The sequence below is a fragment of the Pseudomonas brassicacearum genome, from assembly GCF_003732175.1.
In the GTDB taxonomy this organism is placed as follows: domain Bacteria; phylum Pseudomonadota; class Gammaproteobacteria; order Pseudomonadales; family Pseudomonadaceae; genus Aquipseudomonas; species Aquipseudomonas brassicacearum_G.
The window spans coordinates 146,272-162,963 of sequence record NZ_MOBI01000017.1 but is presented as its reverse complement, the minus strand read 5'-3'; the positions used below and the strand labels follow the sequence as shown (position 1 = coordinate 162,963).

15 protein-coding genes are annotated in these 16,692 nt (G+C 59.9%); 11 read left to right on the top strand and 4 right to left on the bottom strand.

Annotation, left to right across the window (positions count from 1 at the left end):
• Positions 1 to 236: 236 nt before the first annotated feature.
• From BK658_RS16690 to BK658_RS16665, 6 genes are all read left to right on the top strand, one after another.
• Positions 237 to 1,304: a DUF2333 family protein gene (locus BK658_RS16690; protein WP_123583224.1), complete on the top strand. Its 1,068-nt coding sequence runs from the start codon at positions 237 to 239 to the stop codon at positions 1,302 to 1,304.
• A 3-nt stretch (positions 1,305 to 1,307) separates the two neighbouring features.
• A complete protein-coding gene (locus tag BK658_RS16685; protein ID WP_123583223.1) occupies positions 1,308 to 1,877 on the top strand; it encodes an NUDIX hydrolase in 570 nt (189 codons plus the stop codon).
• Positions 1,878 to 2,069: 192 nt separating this feature from the next.
• Positions 2,070 to 2,441, top strand: a complete 372-nt coding sequence (locus BK658_RS16680; RefSeq protein ID WP_054595446.1) for a translation initiation factor Sui1 — start codon at positions 2,070 to 2,072, stop codon at positions 2,439 to 2,441.
• Positions 2,442 to 2,660: 219 nt separating this feature from the next.
• Positions 2,661 to 4,574 carry an arginine decarboxylase gene (speA, locus tag BK658_RS16675; protein ID WP_054595447.1) on the top strand — a complete coding sequence of 638 codons (1,914 nt, stop codon included), beginning with the start codon at positions 2,661 to 2,663 and terminating at the stop codon, positions 4,572 to 4,574.
• A 233-nt stretch (positions 4,575 to 4,807) separates the two neighbouring features.
• Entirely contained in the window at positions 4,808 to 6,190 is a 1,383-nt protein-coding gene (locus BK658_RS16670) for a contractile injection system protein, VgrG/Pvc8 family (protein WP_123583222.1), read from the top strand.
• The gene (locus tag BK658_RS16665) at positions 6,187 to 6,972 is read left to right on the top strand and encodes a DUF4123 domain-containing protein (RefSeq protein WP_123583221.1); all 786 of its coding nucleotides are present in this window, start codon (positions 6,187 to 6,189) and stop codon (positions 6,970 to 6,972) included. The genes BK658_RS16670 and BK658_RS16665 overlap by 4 nt, the downstream gene beginning before the upstream one ends.
• Before the next feature lie 32 nt (positions 6,973 to 7,004).
• Here the strand turns inward: BK658_RS16665 and BK658_RS16660 are convergent, their stop codons facing one another.
• Positions 7,005 to 8,345 carry an MATE family efflux transporter gene (locus BK658_RS16660; RefSeq protein WP_123583220.1) on the bottom strand — a complete coding sequence of 447 codons (1,341 nt, stop codon included), beginning with the start codon at positions 8,343 to 8,345 and terminating at the stop codon, positions 7,005 to 7,007.
• A 101-nt stretch (positions 8,346 to 8,446) separates the two neighbouring features.
• The gene (locus BK658_RS16655) at positions 8,447 to 8,740 is read right to left on the bottom strand and encodes a hypothetical protein (protein ID WP_123583219.1); all 294 of its coding nucleotides are present in this window, start codon (positions 8,738 to 8,740) and stop codon (positions 8,447 to 8,449) included.
• Positions 8,741 to 9,051: 311 nt separating this feature from the next.
• Between BK658_RS16655 and BK658_RS16645 the strand changes: the two genes are divergently transcribed.
• From BK658_RS16645 to BK658_RS16625, 5 genes are all read left to right on the top strand, one after another.
• On the top strand, positions 9,052 to 9,354 hold the full coding sequence (locus BK658_RS16645; RefSeq protein ID WP_054595452.1) for a MazG-like family protein: 303 nt from the start codon (positions 9,052 to 9,054) through the stop codon (positions 9,352 to 9,354).
• Positions 9,354 to 10,103, top strand: a complete 750-nt coding sequence (locus BK658_RS16640; RefSeq protein ID WP_123583218.1) for a methyltransferase domain-containing protein — start codon at positions 9,354 to 9,356, stop codon at positions 10,101 to 10,103. Before BK658_RS16645 ends, BK658_RS16640 begins: the two co-directional genes overlap by 1 nt.
• A 24-nt stretch (positions 10,104 to 10,127) precedes the next feature.
• On the top strand, positions 10,128 to 10,736 hold the full coding sequence (locus BK658_RS16635; protein WP_123583217.1) for a DUF4136 domain-containing protein: 609 nt from the start codon (positions 10,128 to 10,130) through the stop codon (positions 10,734 to 10,736).
• 28 nt (positions 10,737 to 10,764) lie between these two features.
• On the top strand, positions 10,765 to 11,322 hold the full coding sequence (locus BK658_RS16630) for a DUF4136 domain-containing protein (RefSeq protein WP_123583216.1): 558 nt from the start codon (positions 10,765 to 10,767) through the stop codon (positions 11,320 to 11,322).
• A gap of 175 nt (positions 11,323 to 11,497) precedes the next feature.
• On the top strand, positions 11,498 to 13,429 hold the full coding sequence (locus BK658_RS16625; protein ID WP_123583215.1) for a pilus assembly protein TadG-related protein: 1,932 nt from the start codon (positions 11,498 to 11,500) through the stop codon (positions 13,427 to 13,429).
• On the opposite strand, the gene BK658_RS16620 is transcribed toward BK658_RS16625, so the two are convergent.
• On the bottom strand, positions 13,414 to 16,179 hold the full coding sequence (locus BK658_RS16620) for an ATP-binding protein (RefSeq protein WP_123583214.1): 2,766 nt from the start codon (positions 16,177 to 16,179) through the stop codon (positions 13,414 to 13,416). The two genes, BK658_RS16625 and BK658_RS16620, sit on opposite strands and share 16 nt — an antisense overlap.
• Positions 16,176 to 16,622 (bottom strand): TadE/TadG family type IV pilus assembly protein, encoded by a 447-nt coding sequence (locus tag BK658_RS16615; RefSeq protein ID WP_123583213.1) that lies wholly within the window; start codon positions 16,620 to 16,622, stop codon positions 16,176 to 16,178. The genes BK658_RS16620 and BK658_RS16615 overlap by 4 nt, the downstream gene beginning before the upstream one ends.
• Positions 16,623 to 16,692: the final 70 nt, after the last annotated feature.

Sequence of the window (16,692 nt, the reverse complement as noted above, 5' to 3'; positions counted from 1 at the left end):
ACCTCTTTCCAATGGCATGAGTGTCGTATATCAATAAACTGCAAAGCGACGTTATTCAGTTCCTGACCGACTGGTCGCATAGGATCAGCGCTGTGCTTCATTTATAGTGGCTGCTCGACTCGCGGCCACTGTGCGATCCACTGTCTGCCGGGCAGATTTAATCTGCTCGCGACAAAGCACGATGGAGTAGGGTTGTGGTCGAACCGACGAACTCAAGTGATTGAAAGGATATCGCCATGCTGGACTGGAAGAACCGCACAGGCAGCGCGCCTGAACGTGCCGCCGAACCCAAGTCGGCAACCCGCAGCTATTTAGGTGGCCTGCTGTTCAGCCGCGCATTGGCCACCTTGATCGGCCTGTATTTGCTGGTGACCCTCGCCCTGGGCTGGTACTGGAGCCATGAACCTGCGCTGTTTCCGGTTCAGCAGAACGCACAACTGGCCGCCGAGAAGGAAGGCAAGCAGATGGTCGTCGGCTACACCACGGTGGAAACCCTCAAGACTGTCGCCGGTACCTTGCTGCACAAGCCGGGTGGCTATATTTCCAACGACCGTTTTCCACCAGGCTTGTGGCTGGACGACATGCCCAGCTGGGAATATGGGGTGCTGGTGCAGGTACGCGATCTGACTCGCGCCTTGCGTAAAGACTTTGCCCGTTCGCAATCGCAATCGGCTGAAGACGCTGATCTGGCCAAGGCCGAGCCGCGTTTCAACTTCGACAACAAGAGCTGGATGCTGCCGTCCAGCGAGTCGGAATACCAGGAAGGCATCAACTCCCTGAGCCGCTACCAGGCTCGCCTGTCCGATCCAGCACAAAAAAACGCCCAGTTCTATGGGCGTGCCGACAACCTGAACAACTGGCTGGGTGATGTCGCGACCCGTTTGGGTTCGCTGTCGCAACGGCTGTCGGCCAGTGTTGGCCGGGTCAAGCTGAACACCGCGCTGAAAACCGAAACCCTGGCGCCGGGTCAGGTACCGCAGCTGGATGAAGAGCGGGTGGAAACCCCTTGGCTGCAGATCGACGACGTATTCTATGAAGCGCGCGGTCAGGCCTGGGCGCTGTCGCATTTGTTGCGCGCCATCGAAGTCGATTTCGCCGATGTACTGGCGAAGAAGAACGCGACGGTCAGCGTGCGCCAGATCATTCGTGAGCTGGAGGCGTCCCAGGAAACAGTCTGGAGCCCGATGATCCTCAACGGCAGCGGTTTCGGGATTTTGGCCAACCACTCGCTGGTCATGGCCAACTACATCTCGCGGGCCAACGCGGCAGTTATCGATTTGCGTCAATTGCTCAATCAGGGCTGAGTCATGGTTGATAATGTCAATGAGGCTGCACACCGCGCGGCCTCGGACGCCGAACAGATCGCCTGGGTCGACGAGCAGGACACCCTGCTCGGTTCGCTGGTGCGTTCGGACTTGCGCGCGCGCGGGCTGATCGGGCGTGGCACTTACATCATGCTGTTCAACTCGGCCGGCGAACTGTGCGTGCATCAGCGCACGTTCAGCAAAGCCATTTATCCGGGATTCTGGGATGTGGCGGCGGGTGGCATGGTATTGGCAACCGAAACCTACGCCGAATCGGCGGCCCGTGAACTGGAAGAAGAGTTGGGCGTCAGTGGGGTCGAGCTGACTGGCCATGATCATTTTTTCTTTGAGGACACCGGCAACCGCCTGTGGTGTTCGGCGTTTTCGGCAGTCTGGGACGGGCCATTGATCCTGCAGCCGGAAGAAGTGCTTCAGGCCCGCTTTATTCCTATCGAACAGGTGATGCAGGAAATCACGCAGAAGCCTTACTGCCCGGACTCTTTGGCGGCGTTGAAGCGCTATCTGCGCGCGCGCGGGGGTGACGCTGTAAAGGGCGTCGCAAAAGATCTATAAAATGGCGCCGATTGGCTCTTAGCAAGTGCGCTTTTTGCCGTTACACTGCGCGACCTTTTCAAGCTGAACCGGTATTGCTTGTTGTAGGAGCGTCCGGTCAGTAGCGCTGCCCCTGCCTGAGTGGGGCTTCGCGGTCGATAGCACTTGCCAAAGTTGCTGCGACCAGTCTTTGTCCTCCCAAGAGGATTGCCGGTGGCCAAAAAAGCCGCATCCTTCGCCGCCCTTGGTGGCCTGGTATTTTCCACCGACGCAGGTCGACATTGCCCGGACTGTAGCCAGCCGGTGGCAGCCTGCATCTGCAAACAAACCGTTATCCCGGCCGGCGACGGCATCGCGCGCGTGCGCCGCGAAAGCAAGGGCCGGGGCGGCAAGACGGTGACGACCATCAGCGGCGTGCCGCTGGCCGAAGACGCGCTCAAGGAGCTCGCCACGACGTTGAAGAAACGTTGCGGTACAGGTGGCGCGTTGAAGGACGGGATCATCGAGATCCAGGGCGATCATGTCGAGCTACTCTTGGCAGAGCTGATCAAACACGGTTTCAAAGCGAAGAAATCCGGCGGCTAGCAGCCTCTGTGAAAACCACCCCGACTTGATGCAGTCCTGATCCGATTCAGGTTGAACGTCGTCTCCATGGTTTTCACAGAGCCTGTTCTGACCGGTTTCTAAACTCAGCGCTGCAAGTGTGGTCTATCCCGCTTGCAGGCTAATCGTCATTTTTTCACTTTAGACTGCGCCAGCCCTCAACCCGGGTGGCGCTCTTTGACTTCTTTATAGGGGACTTCGATGTCCGTACGACGCACACGCAAAGACGATGGCAGCCAATGGACAGTTGCGGACAGCCGCAGTGTTTACGGGATTCGCCATTGGGGGGCCGGGTATTTCGCGATCAGTGACGCCGGTCGCGTAGAAGTTCGTCCGAACGGCCCGAGCAGCGCACCTATCGATCTGTTCGAACAAGTCGCACAGCTGCGCAAAAGCGGCCTGTCCTTGCCACTGCTGGTGCGCTTCCCGGACATCCTGCAGGACCGTGTCCGTCAGCTGACTGGCGCCTTCGACGCGAATATCGAGCGTCTGGAATACCAGAGCAAGTACACCGCGCTGTACCCGATCAAGGTTAACCAGCAGGAAGCGGTGATCGAGAACATCATCGCCACCCAGAACGTGTCCATCGGCCTGGAAGCCGGTTCCAAGCCGGAACTGCTGGCCGTGCTGGCCCTGGCGCCAAAGGGCGGTACCATCGTCTGCAACGGTTACAAGGACCGTGAGTTCATCCGTCTGGCACTGATGGGCCAGAAGCTGGGCCACAACGTGTTCATCGTGATCGAGAAAGAATCCGAAGTCGGCCTGGTAATCGAAGAGGCTGCCTCGCTGAAGGTCAAGCCTCAAGTCGGCCTGCGGGTTCGCCTGTCGTCCCTGGCATCGAGCAAATGGGCTGACACTGGCGGCGAAAAATCCAAGTTCGGGCTGTCTGCTGCCCAGTTGCTGTCGGTAGTCGAACGCTTCCGTGCGGCTGGTCTGGATCAGGGCATTCGCTTGCTGCACTTCCACATGGGCTCGCAGATCGCCAACCTGGCGGACTACCAGCACGGCTTCAAGGAAGCGATCCGTTACTACGGCGAACTACGCAACCTTGGCCTGCCGGTGGATCACATCGACGTTGGCGGTGGCCTTGGGGTCGACTACGACGGTACCCACTCGCGTAACGCCAGCTCGATCAACTACGACATGGACGATTACGCCGGTGTCGTGGTCGGCATGCTCAAGGAATTCTGCGACGCGCAGAGCCTGCCGCATCCGAACATCTTCTCCGAGAGTGGGCGTTCGTTGACGGCTCACCACGCCATGCTGGTGGTACAGGTCACCGACGTCGAGAAACACAACGACGACGTGCCGATGATCGAGAACAAGGAAGAGCTGCCGGAAACCGTGCAATGGCTGGTCGACCTGCTCGGTCCGACCGATATCGAGATGGTCACCGAAACCTACTGGCGCGCGACTCACTACATGAGCGACGTGGCCACCCAGTATGCCGATGGCAAGCTGACCCTGGCCGAAAAAGCCCTGGCCGAGCAATGCTACTTCGCTGTCTGCCGTCGCCTGCACAACTCGTTGAAAGCCCGTCAGCGCTCGCACCGTCAGGTGCTCGACGAACTCAACGACAAGCTGGCCGACAAATACATCTGCAATTTCTCGGTATTCCAGAGCCTGCCGGACACCTGGGCCATCGGCCAGGTCCTGCCGATCCTGCCGCTGCACCGTCTTGATGAAGAGCCGATGCGCCGTGCCGTGCTGCAAGACCTGACCTGTGACTCCGACGGCAAGATCAAGCAATACGTCGACGAGCAGAGCATCGAAACCAGCCTGCCGGTACACGGGCTCAATGATGGCGAAGACTACCTGCTGGGGATTTTCCTGGTGGGCGCTTACCAGGAAATTCTCGGTGACATGCACAACCTGTTCGGTGACACCGACTCGGTAAACATCTACCAGAATGCCGACGGCAGCGTTTACCACGCCGGTATCGAAACCCACGACACCATCGAAGACATGCTGCGTTACGTGCACTTGTCGCCGGAAGAGCTGATGACGCACTACCGCGACAAAGTGGCCAGCGCTCGAATCAGTGCCACCGAGCGCACTCAGTACCTCGATGCCTTGCGCCTGGGTCTGACTCGCTCGTCTTACCTGTCTTCTTGAGGTAGCGAACCGCTGTGACCAGGTTGTCTGAAAAAACTCCGCGTAGTGTGGAGTTTTCGGAGGACCTGGTACGGCATTTCTTTATTTTTGTAGCGATTTGCCGTGCCCACGCACTTTCAACGCTGTGTGGTCTTCATTTCGCGTAGGTCATTTCCTAAGTTGTACTTCGGCACTCTACTCGGCCATGTCTCTCAGCGAGAATCCCCGGCCGTCCCTCCTGTAGAGAAACGCCGATGTTCGATCCCGTCAACGAGCCGTCATTTCGTCTGGAGATAGCGGGTCAGCCCCAACCCTTTGTCGTTGTCGCCTTTACCGGCTGCGAGTCCATCAGCCAACCCTTTGCTTTCCAGCTGGATCTGCAGTTCGATGAGCCGCGGCTGGACATGGCGAGCCTGATGTTTCGCTCGGCGTACCTGGGGTTTGGGGGCGCGGGCACCGGTATCCACGGACAGATTCATGACCTTGCCCCGCTTCATGACGACGCGGCGCCGGCGCTCTGGCGTCTGTGCCTCGGGCCGAAGCTGGCCTGCCTGGCGCAACGCTGCAACCAGCGAATTTTCACCGGACTGTCAGTCCCGCAGATTCTGGTTCAGGTACTGAAAGAACACGGTATAGACGAAAAAAACTGTCGATTCGAACTCAGGAACGACTACCCCGTGCGGGAATTTTGCACCCAGTACCGTGAGTCGGATTTGGCGTTTCTTCAGCGCCTGTGCGAGCAAGAGCGGATTCACTACCACTTCCAGCACCGTAAGCACGGTCATTACCTGATCTTTGCCGACACTCGGCGCAGTTCGTCTCCAGGTGTCGGCACAACGTTTGATACCCAAGGCACTGCACCCGCCGTCAGGTGTTTCACGGTTCATGCTCATGCCGATGGGGCACGTCACGATGGATTGCCGAAACCTGTCGCAGAAGGCGAAACGGACCTGCCAAACATGCGTAGCGGCATGCTGATGCCGTTGTCGGGCCATCCGTTTGCCGACTGGAATCACCTGTGGTTGCTGACCCGGGTCGAGCATTCGGGCGGTCAGGCGCAGTTGCCGTACTACCGCAACCGCATTGATGCGATTCCCTGGGAGGCGCCGTTCGTACCGTTTCGTCCAAGCGAGAAGCCTCGGATGAACAGCGTGCAACGTGGCTGGGTGGTCAATGTCGACGAACCTCGCAGCGACGCGGCCCAACGCATCGCCGTGCAGTTCGATTGGCTTTATCAGGGCGAGGGTGCACGGCCCAGCCATTGTTGGCTGCCGGTCTCGCCCCAACTGTCTGCAGAGTCGGTTGCCGGTTTAACAGCGGGGGTTGAGGTCTGTGTGAGCTTTATCGAGGGCGACCCGGACCAGCCATTGATCACCGGCATATTTCAGGGGACGGCGTTGAACGTCGACAGCGTGTCGCCTGTCGAAACCTCCCCGCCTTCAATGGTCGGGGAGGCGCTCCCGGCACGGGAGGAATTGCCGCCCGAGGATCGCCATGACTTGTTGGCATTGGTTCAGAGCAGCCAGCCCTTGGTGTTGCTGTGTTTGATACCCGGCGGCGGGAGTTTCATGCATTGCCGGCAAGCGATCTGCGCCTGCCGCACGGTGGCAGGGCTTGGCCAAAGTGGTGCGGCATGATCGCTGCCCAGTCGGCTCAATGGCTTTTGCTGGATGTACCGGGTTCGCCGCAGGCAGGGGGGAGCCTGCAGCAGCGGTTTGCCGACGTACCGTGTTACGCGTTGTTCGAGAACACCGACCTGCATGCATTGCGCGACCAGGGGCCGCAGTTGATCGAACTGTCGGCGCAATCGCCGCTGATGCAATGTTGCCACGACGAGCCGGCGGACTGGCCGGGGTTGCTGCTGGTCAGCTCTGCATCCCTGGAGCAATTGCTCGGACACCTTCGACGTATGCTCACGGTCACGTTCGGGCTTCATTACAAAGGCTTGCTCAGCTACTACAACCCGTTTATCGCCAGTTACTTTTTTGATGCCAGCGATGCCCGCGAGTTGAGCCACTGGCTGGGGCCGATCGATAAGCTGTACTGGCACGGTGGAACCTGGGAGGACCGGGCGATCGGCAGTCTGGGTTGGTTGCATTTGGTCAATCCGCGATTGGCCGTCAGTGAACTGGCCATCGAAGACAGCCTCAGCCTTCGCCAACAGAACAAGTTGCAGGCGTGCCTGCTGGAGCGCCATGCGTGGCACTGGAGTCGCTCGACGGGCCACGACTTTGGCACGATCTGGTCTTTTGTGCAGGAAGGACTCGAACAGGGCTTCAGCGAGCAGACGGTGCTCGATGGCTGGTTGCGATTACGTTTGCAATACCCGTCAGCCACACCCGAAGAACACCTGCCGGGGCGCACTCAGCAAGAGCGGCTCGACAGCTTGCGCAACCGCTGGCAGAGCCCACGCCCATAGCAGCCGCTACGAGAGCTGGAACAGCACGCTGTTCAGACGGTGAACCAACCATCGTTCTTGCGCAGGTTCCAGGCGAATGCCCCAAGCGTCAGGCTGCGCAGCACCATGAACAACAGGAAGGTCAGCCACAGTCCATGGTTGCCGAACCCTTGCAGTGCCCAGGCAAATGGCAGCAATAGCAGCACCGTCAGCAGCATGCCGTTGCGCATTTCCCGGGCACGGGTGGCGCCGATGAACAGGCCGTCGAGCAAGTAGCTCCAGACGGCGATCAGTGGCAGTGCGGCGAGGTACGGCAAATAGACGAACGCAGTGTCGCGCACGCTCTGGATATTGGTCTGCATCTCGATGAACAAATGCCCGGTGCAGAAGAACAGCAGCGCAAACCCCAGGCTGGCAATCAATGACCAGCCGCAGGCAACCACCAAGGACCGACGCAAGGCCTGGCGGTCATGGGCACCGATGGCGTGGCCGCATAGAGCCTCCACCGCGTGGGCCAGGCCATCCAGGGCATGGGCGGTCAACAGCAAACCATTGAGTAGCAGCGCATTGGCGGCTACGGTCGCATCGCCGAGCCGTGCGCCTTGCACGGTCACCATGAAAAACACCGATTGCAGCGCCAGACTGCGAATGAAGATATCGCGGTTGACCGTCAGCAGCGGCCGCCAACTCTGCCACAGCGCCAGTGCCGCCCAGGCGATATGCCCGGGATAGGCGCGCAGGGCATGACGGGTCATGGCCAGGCCGAGCAGGGCGCCGGTCCATTCGGCGATCACTGAAGCGCGAGCCGCCCCGACAACGCCCCACTGCAGACCCAGGACGAACCACAGGTTCAGAACGATATTCACCAGGTTGGTGGTCAGCAGAATCGCCAGCGGTGCGCGGGCGTTCTGGGTGCCGAGGAACCAGCCGACCAGCGCATAACTGGCCAGCGCTGCCGGTAAGCCAAACAACCGGGTGTGGAAGAACTCGCGGGTCAGTTGATCGAGCTCGGCAGAGGGCTGCATGAAGTGCAACGCCACGCCACTGAGCGGTACACCCAGCATCCCGAGCAGCAGCGCCAGCCCCATCGCCAATAGCAAGCCTTGCAGCAGGATCTGCCGCAGCGCCGCGCCGTCACCGCGACCGGCCGCCTGCGCCGCAAACCCGGTCGAACCCATGCGCAGAAACCCCATGGCCCAGGCCAGAAAGGTGTACAGGCTGGCACCCACCGCGACAGCGCCGAGCTGATGTGCGTGGGGCAGGTGGCCGACCACCGTGCTGTCGACCAGCGCTACCAGCGGCACGGAAATGTTCGAAAGAATCATCGGCGCGGCAAGTGCCCAGACGCGGCGATGGGTCGCACGATCGCGCCAGTCGGTAATCAACGTAGACATTCAGGCTCCTTTCGAGAGCGGGCATTGTAGCGGCAGATCCAGGCGTCGTTGGGCGCTTGTTGTGGGGCGTCGGTCAATCTGCCCCACATGGAATCTTGGTGTTAGTGAACAACCCAGCTCAACACCCACAACCCCAGCACCAGCCAGATAATCCCTGCGATGATCGACGCACGCATGAAGGCGCGGACCGCCGAGTACAGCAGCATCAAGCCGATGATCAGCACGAGAATGCTGATGATCGAGGGCTCCATGCCCAGTGCTCGTGACAGCCCGTCGACAAAATTGCCGCTGGCGTGAGTCAAGGCATTGAACAACCCACTGAGCGTATCGACGATGAACCGGATGACCGAACCCAGCGCCTGGCCGAGCCATTCGAAAAAACTATCTACCTGCATGTGTACGTCCTGATGAAAGAGTGGGTGCCGGAGCTGAGCTCTTTGGCCATTGTCAGGGCTGGCGAGCACCCTTGAAGCATAGAGGTTTGGTGGTTTGAATTTGCGAATAGTAACTGAACGTCTGCGCCCACTGGGCAAGCTTCTGCGTTCGGTACTGGCTAGAGTCAGAATCGGGCTTTTAGTCCCACCCACCCCTTCAAGTCCAAACATACAAGCGGGCTTGCTCGCGAACTGTCGCGAAGCGACAGCTGTGTTCGGCGCTTGCCTTCATCCGCCATCGGCCCGAAGCTATACGCCTTCAGGAGAGCCCGATGAACCTTGTTGAACTGACCGAACGCCTGCACTGCATCCGTGATCGCAACGACTGGCGGCAATTTCACAGCCCGAAGAACCTGGCCATGGCCGCCAGTGTCGAAATGGCCGAGCTGGTGGAAATTTTCCAATGGTTGAGCGAAGACCAGTCGCGCCAGTTGCCAGCGGACAAACTCGCGCATGCCGGTCAGGAAGTCGGCGATATCGTGCTTTATCTACTGCTGCTGTGCAGCGAGCTGGGGTTGGACATGGAACAGGTAGTACGCAGCAAGCTGGCTGACAGCGAACGGCGGTTCAGCTGATGAGCGACCGTCATTTCGATCAGCTGGCGACCCGTTTCGCCGAAAAAATCTACGGCGGTGCCAAAGGCGCGATCCGTCTGGCGGTGCTGCAGGCCGACCTGGCCGAAACCCTGCCGGATCGACCGTTGCGGGTGCTGGATATCGGCGCCGGACTTGGGCATATGTCGTTGTGGCTGGCCCAGCGCGGCCATCAAGTGACACTGGCCGAGCCTGCCGAACCGATGCTCGAAGGCGCCCGCCAGCGCTTCGCCGACGCAGGGCAAACGGCGACCTTTATCCAGGCTCCGTGGCAAGAACTGCTGGGGCAGCTCACCGAACCCTACGACCTGGTGTTGTGCCACGCGGTGCTGGAGTGGTTGGCCGAGCCTCACGCGATTCTGCCGGTCCTGCATCAACTGACGACTAAAGACGGCTGGCTGTCGCTGGCGTTCTATAACCGCGATGCACTGATTTACCGCAACTTGCTCAAGGGCCATTTCCGCAAGATGCGCAAGAACGACATGGCCGGCGAGAAGCAGAGCCTGACCCCGCAGATGCCTCTGGACCCGCGAGAGTTGGCGACGCAACTGGAAGGCTTATGGCAGGTCGAAACCCAGAGCGGAGTGCGGGTTTTCCATGACTACATGCCGGTAGAGTTTCAGGCCCGTGCCGAACTGATCGACTTGCTGGAAATGGAACTGGCCCACCGTCGTCACCCGAGTTTTGCGGGGCTGGGGCGTTACCTGCACTGGATCTGTCGCCCGGTCTGAACCGTGGTTTCTGTGGAGAGCATCATGAAACGCCGTTTGGGATTGATCATGTTGTGTCTGGGGCTCGGTGCCTGTCAGGGCAGCAATCCATATATCGCCAGCTCCAACCCGCTGCCGCCAGCCCCGCCGCAAGCTGCCAACACCTTTGATCGCAGCGCCTATCCAGCGGCGCCGCGTGATTACAGCCGTTACCAAAGCTGGGCCTGGCTCAACGGTCGGTTGCCCAACGGCTCGGCCTGGGCCGACTCGGCGCAGATCGCCGAAGCGGTGAGCAATGCGCTGGACCAACGGGGTTTGCGTCCGCTGCACGACAATCGTCCGGCCGATCTGTGGGTCAGCGCCGATCTGCATCAGGAAACCCGTCTGAAGCAGGTTCAGGACGATTACGGTTATGGCGGCTACGGCGGTTATAACCGTTATGGCAATGGCTACGGGATGTACAACACAGTACCGATCGTTCGTACCTATCAGGTGCAAGTGCTGGTGATCCGGGTGGATTTGTTCGACGCCAGCACCGGGCAACCGGTCTGGAGTGCCAGCGCGGAAACAGGCCTTCAGGGCAACGAAATAGAGCGTGGCGATGCGTTACGAACAGCTGTGGAAAAGGCGGTAGCGGCGTATCCTCCTGGTTAGGTTCCCTGCCTGGACCCGGAGAAAAATCATGTCCCTTCGTCTCTCATTACTGGCGTGCGCTGTGTTGCTCAGCGCCTGCCAAACGACCAAGGTCAATTACGATTTTGATGCCAGCCGCGACTTCGCCGCCTATCGCAGCTGGGCCTGGAAAGAGCCTGCCGTGCAATACCGTCCCGACGATCCGCGGATCAAGAGCGACCTCACCGAACAACGCATTCGCCAGGCGGTTGCCGATCAACTCGACCAGCGTGGCCTGCGCCCGGCCGCTACCGGTGCCAAGGCTGACGTCAATGTGCGGACCTACCTGATCGTCGAGGACCGCCAGCAGCAAATCACCACCAACTATGGCGGTGCCTGGGGTGGCCCGTGGAATGGCTACTGGGGCGCACCGATGTACAACGAAACCCGCAACGTTTCCTACAAGGTCGCCACGCTTCAGATCGACCTGCTCGATGGCAAGGATGGCAAGCTGGTCTGGCGTGGCAGCGATGAGCAGTTGCTCAGCAGATCGCCGCAGCCTGCCGACCGCAGCGCCGCGATTCGCGCGACGGTAGGGCGGATATTGAGCAACTACCCGCCGAAATAAATGCGGGAATATGACTGGCCGACCTTTCTGTAGGAGCTGCCGAAGGCTGCGATCTTTTGATCTTTTTGGGGGGCGGCTTGTAAAGGTCAAAAGATCGCAGCCTTCGGCAGCTCCTACTACACTGCCTGCACCACCGGAGGTAGCGCTCGGCAGTGCGCCGGCAAAGGAGTGCTCGATGTCTCCCCGTTTGCAGTTTTGCGGCCCTGCCGGGCAACGTGGCGCAATTGGTTTGCTCGCGGCAATGACCTTCGGCCTGGCGCTTTTGATTGCGCTGTTGGTGGTCGACAGTGGCCGGCTCTATCTGGAGCAGCGCAAGTTGCAACGGGTCGTGGACAACGCCGCACTGGAAGCGGTCAGCCGCGGCGGTACTTGCCTGCCGGGCCTGACGGCGGCCAGTTATGCCGGGCAAAGCGCGGTTCGTAATGCGTTCATCGTTAGCCCCACCAGCACCTTGACTACCACCTGCGGTTCGCTGGCGACGGCGCCGACCAACCTGCGCACCTTCGTCCCCAATGCCGCGCATTCGACGGCCATTCAGGTGGTTGCCACCAACGTGGTAGCGACCAGTGCGGCGGCGGGTATTCAGGCATTGTTCAGCGGGGCTTCGCTCAGTGCCAATACCACGCTGACCGCCAAGGCGGTGGCAGCGGCGCCGCAACCGACGCTGGCGCAGCTAAGCATTCGCAGTTCGGTCGTCAGCGTCGACACAGCAAGGTCGAATCTCTTGAACCCGCTGTTCTCGACCCTTCTGGGCGGCAGCGTGAACCTGACAGCCGTGGGCTGGGACGGCCTGGCCAATGCCGATATCAACCTGCTGCAGTTCATGGACCAGCTGGCTATCGATCTGGGGGTTACCGCAGGTGATTACACCGCATTGCTCAACGCGCAAGGATCGGTCACTCAGTTCATACACGCCGCGGCAACGGTGGCGGGTCAGAATGGAGCCTCGGCCGATGTGATGACGGCGCTGACCAGCCTGCAGGTGGGGGCCAGCAATGCACCACCGATCAAGCTTGGCGATGTGCTTCAACTTCAAACGGACACCTCGACGGCCGGCCTGGATGCCACGGTGCAGCTGTTTCAGCTGGTTCAGGGCTTTGTGCAGTTGGCGAATAAAAACAGTTCGGTGACCGCCGTTCTACCGGTGAACGTACTGGGTCTGTTGGGCGTGACAACCCGTGTAAAAGTGATTGAACCGCCGCAGTTTTCTGCCGTGGGCGATCCGGAACTGGCCAAGGCCGATCCATTGGGCGTGAACCGGATCTATGTGAAGACCGCGCAGGTGCGAGTGCTCGCAACGGTCGACCTTTCTCTTATCAATGCGGTGTTGCAGTTGGTGAATACGCTGTTGAGCGCGATTGTCGTTTCTATCAACACGCTGCTGGCACCCGGGTGCCTGTTGTCAACCTGCACACAAACAGACCTGCAAATAGCGCCTGAAGGCCTCAACCTCGATGTGGGAATCGAAGCGGGAGTCGGGAGCAGTTATGTCACCGATTACTCATGCGTCAGTCCGACCAGCAAAAGTCTCACCGCGACCACGGACATTTCCGCGCTCAAAGTCGAGGTCGGCCAGATCGACCCTGCCATCTGGTTCTCCTCCTCGCCGTTGTCAGCGCTTACACCGTTAACCCTGGTCGATATCGGCAGCAGGACCTGCCAGGGATTGACCTTCACCTGTGGTCCGCGAACACCCTTTACCGGCGGTGGCAGCGAAATCATGATTGACAGCCTGATCGCCGGGACCAGTGACCCGAACTACACCTACAACAATCCCAAGGAAATCAATGTCCCGCCACTGCCGACTCACACTGTTTCGGTATCGGGTGTGGTTGGTAGTTTGAGCGGGACATTGGGAGGGGTAACTCTGATTTCGCACACTCCCACTATTAGTGGCAGCCTGATTGGCGGGCTGCTCACTACATTGGTATCGACCCTGAATCTGGTGACCACTCAATTGGTCGGTGCGATTGACGGCTTGCTGGCGCCCTTGGTCGATCCGCTGGTGTACAGCCTGCTGCTCAATCTGGGGATCGACGTCAACAAGGTCGATGTGGGGTTCAACCTCACCTGCGGCCAAAAAGGCAAAGCCTACCTGGTGATCTGATCATCCAACGCAATCGGCAGCTCGATACAGAACCGCGCGCCCTCGATCGAATTGCGCACGCTTAACCGTCCGCCCATGTTCTCGATGATACCGTAGCTCACCGACAACCCCAGGCCGGTGCCAACACCGACCGGTTTGGTGGTGAAGAACGGTTCGAAGATCCGTTCCAGCAAGCGCGGATCAATACCGCCAGCGTTGTCCTCGACCCACAGCCTTATCGAATACTCATCACGTTCGGCATACAGCGAAATCCACGGTTTGAACGCTGGATCGCTTTCGCGCTTGCTCAGCAGTGCGTCGCGAGCGTTGACCATCAGGTTGATCACCACTTGTTCCAATTGATCGACATGGCCACGTACATTGGCCTCGAAACCGAATTCGCTGATCCGTAAGTCGATGCCTTTGCCGCGCATGCCCTCGGCCAGCAATGACAGCGTGCCTTCCACCGCGTGTGCCGGATTGAACAATTGTTGCTCGATTTCCGAGCGCCGGCCGAACACCCGCATGTGATCGACCACCCGAGCCGCACGCTGGACCTGGGCGTCGATGCGCTTGAGTTTGTCTTGCAGGTAGTTGATCTGCACATCGCCGTTGCTCAAGCGCTTGAGCACGTTGGCGACGGCCATGCGCATCACGTTCAGTGGCTGGTTGATTTCATGCGCCAGCCCGGTGGCCATTTCTCCCAGGGTGGCCATTTTTGCGCTTTGCGTGAGCTGTTGTTGCGAGCGACGGACTTCGGTGTTGTCGCGGCCCACGGCCTGAATTTCGATCAGGCGACCTCGCTCGTCGAACACCCCGCGATCCGACCAGACCCACCAGGCATTTTCGCGTCCGGGGAGTTGCAGGCTGATTTCCGCGGTGCTCACCGGGAACTCCGGCGTCAGTTGGCGCAGGCGCAGCACAAAGGCTTCGCGCTGTTCGGCCGATAGCCAACTGCCCAGATCGACCCCCGGCAATTGTTCGGGCGTGCATTCCAGGTACGTCGCCAAGGGACGATTGCCGAACGTCAGCGTCAAGTCAGGACGATAGCGGCAGATCATCGCGGGTGAATCTTCCACCAGAATCCGGTAGCGCTCCTCGCTCTGTTTGACCTGTTCGGCGGCCTGGGTGGCTTCGCTGACGTCCAGCCACAAGCCGACCGCCTCCACGGGCAGCCCGAGGTCATCGCGCAGCAACCTGGCTTCATCGAGCAGCCAGTGGTAGTTGCCACGTTGGTCGCGCAGACGGTAACGCGCGCGCACCGATCCCTCGCGCAGCAGTTGGCGGGTGCGTTCGAAATACAGGTCACGGTCTTCGGGATGAACCCGCTCAACCAACGCGTTGCCCGCAAAATCATTGAGGCTCCAGCCGAGCAACGGCAGCAGGCTGGCACTGAAAAAGCTCGGTTGCAGCGCGCCTTCGACATAGCGCTGCACGTAGATCACCGCCGGCGAACTGGCAATCAGGTTGTCCAGGCGGGCATGGGCAGCGGCGGCCTGTTGCTGTTGATTCTTGATGTCGCTGATGTCGAGCATGAACCCCACCAGCCGACGCTGTTCACCCACGCCTAGCGCCTGGCCTTGCAAGCGATACCAGATCGGCGTCTGGGCGTCGTCAGCGCGGTGCAGGCGCACGCACAGCAGCAAGGTCTTGCCGTGTTGTTGCAGGTCCTGCACGCGGCTGGCCAGCTCTTGGCGGTCGGCCGGATGGATCAGCGTCAGCCACTGGGCCAGCGGTAACCGGGCACTCTCCAGGTGCAGGGTGAATGCCAATTGCGGTGCCAGTTGAACCTCGTTAATGCTGCTGAACAGCTCCCACCAACCGGTACCCAGCAAGCCTTGCAGGGCTTCGAGTCGTTCCAGTTGCTGATGTTGATGCTGCTCGCGTAAACGACCCAGCAGTGGCCCGGCCAACGCTGCGGCCAGCAGCGACCAGTCACGCTCGCTGAGCTGCGGCGCACGTTGCTGCACCGGGTAAAAGCCACAGAGCAACCAGGCTGCCACACCGTGATCGTCCCGATAGGGCACCAGAAAACCGTCGGTATTACCGAAGGTTCCCTGCAACCGCGGATGCTCGCTGAAACCATGCGCGATGTTCAAGCGCAACGGTGTATTACCGCTCAAGCTGTCCAGGCTGGTGCCCAGCGGCTGGCCGGTTTGCCACAGCTGCGGCGCATCGTGTGCGGTGTACTGGCTGTGGATCAGCCAGCCTTGTTCCTGGTCGTCGAGCAGCGCGATGGCAACACAGGGAATGTGCCAGCGCTGGGCCAGGCCTTGAAGTTGTTCGGTCAGAACCTCGGGCAGGCGCATCAGGCTGCACAGGCGAAGCTGTTCGCTCATGTGTCCGGCGAACGACTGACATTCCTCGCGGCTGTGGGCCTGCTGGCGTTCGTGCAGCAAATCACCAATGTCGAGCAACTGCAGCAGCCAGCCGTCAGGCGTCGGCTGAACCCAGCCGCGCAGGTGCAGGGTTTGTCCGCCGAGGCCGCTGAAGTCCAGGTCCAGACTTTGGCTTTGCCAGTCGGCAGGTGTGCCTTCGATGGCCAAATGGCTGTGAGGCAGCAGGTAATCGATCAGTAGCAGGGATTGGTCGGCAGGCGGACGCTGCGCCAATGCACGACGCAAGGGGCCACTCATTTGCAGTACCCGGCCCTGAAGGTTCAGCAGCAGGTGTAATCCGACATTCTGTGTCACCAGGCTGTAGGGCGTGTCGGGTTCCTGGAATGGCGGACGATTGAGCAGTCGGCCAAAGAGCTTTTCTCCAGGTGTCAAAATTGAAGACTCGATTGTGCCGTCAGGTTCGTCGGCAGATTGGGCACGGTACCGACACCCGGCAGGACGAGGAACGGGATGACTTGATTGAGCTTGCTGGTGGGGTACGTCACGCTGACCGTCAGCAAACCGGTGCCTGCGTTATAGGCCGCCTTGGCGTCCACACCAAAGGTGATATTGAAGGCGCTTGGCACCCAGGACAGTTGCTGCTGTAAAACACTGGTTGCCAGGTTCTCCATGGCTGTTGGGTAGTTGGGCGTCTTCGGATCAAGCGCGACGCTTTGCCGGACCGCCTCGGCGGTGGCCTCGTTGAATGACTGCACCAGCAACAGCGGCAGGCTGTAGCTGACGATCCCGTAGAACACCGCAAAAAAGATCACGAACACCAGGGCGAACTCAATCGCCACAGCGCCTTTTTGCTTTTTGGGGAGGCCTGATTTCATGAGTGCGTCTACCCTGACAACGACTACGTGGTATGAGCATAGAATCATTCAGCAAAAGCGGACGATTTTT

What these genes read in the sequence shown, in the direction of transcription:
- BK658_RS16690 (WP_123583224.1), top strand. Translation starts at nt 237, where the DNA reads ATGCTGGACTGGAAGAACCGCACAGGCAGCGCGCCTGAACGTGCCGCC.
- BK658_RS16685 (WP_123583223.1), top strand. Translation starts at nt 1,308, where the DNA reads ATGGTTGATAATGTCAATGAGGCTGCACACCGCGCGGCCTCGGACGCC.
- speA (WP_054595447.1), top strand. Translation starts at nt 2,661, where the DNA reads ATGTCCGTACGACGCACACGCAAAGACGATGGCAGCCAATGGACAGTT.
- BK658_RS16670 (WP_123583222.1), top strand. Translation starts at nt 4,808, where the DNA reads ATGTTCGATCCCGTCAACGAGCCGTCATTTCGTCTGGAGATAGCGGGT.
- BK658_RS16665 (WP_123583221.1), top strand. Translation starts at nt 6,187, where the DNA reads ATGATCGCTGCCCAGTCGGCTCAATGGCTTTTGCTGGATGTACCGGGT.
- BK658_RS16660 (WP_123583220.1), bottom strand. Translation starts at nt 8,345, where the DNA reads ATGTCTACGTTGATTACCGACTGGCGCGATCGTGCGACCCATCGCCGC.
- BK658_RS16655 (WP_123583219.1), bottom strand. Translation starts at nt 8,740, where the DNA reads ATGCAGGTAGATAGTTTTTTCGAATGGCTCGGCCAGGCGCTGGGTTCG.
- BK658_RS16645 (WP_054595452.1), top strand. Translation starts at nt 9,052, where the DNA reads ATGAACCTTGTTGAACTGACCGAACGCCTGCACTGCATCCGTGATCGC.
- BK658_RS16640 (WP_123583218.1), top strand. Translation starts at nt 9,354, where the DNA reads ATGAGCGACCGTCATTTCGATCAGCTGGCGACCCGTTTCGCCGAAAAA.
- BK658_RS16635 (WP_123583217.1), top strand. Translation starts at nt 10,128, where the DNA reads ATGAAACGCCGTTTGGGATTGATCATGTTGTGTCTGGGGCTCGGTGCC.
- BK658_RS16630 (WP_123583216.1), top strand. Translation starts at nt 10,765, where the DNA reads ATGTCCCTTCGTCTCTCATTACTGGCGTGCGCTGTGTTGCTCAGCGCC.
- BK658_RS16625 (WP_123583215.1), top strand. Translation starts at nt 11,498, where the DNA reads ATGTCTCCCCGTTTGCAGTTTTGCGGCCCTGCCGGGCAACGTGGCGCA.
- BK658_RS16615 (WP_123583213.1), bottom strand. Translation starts at nt 16,622, where the DNA reads ATGAAATCAGGCCTCCCCAAAAAGCAAAAAGGCGCTGTGGCGATTGAG.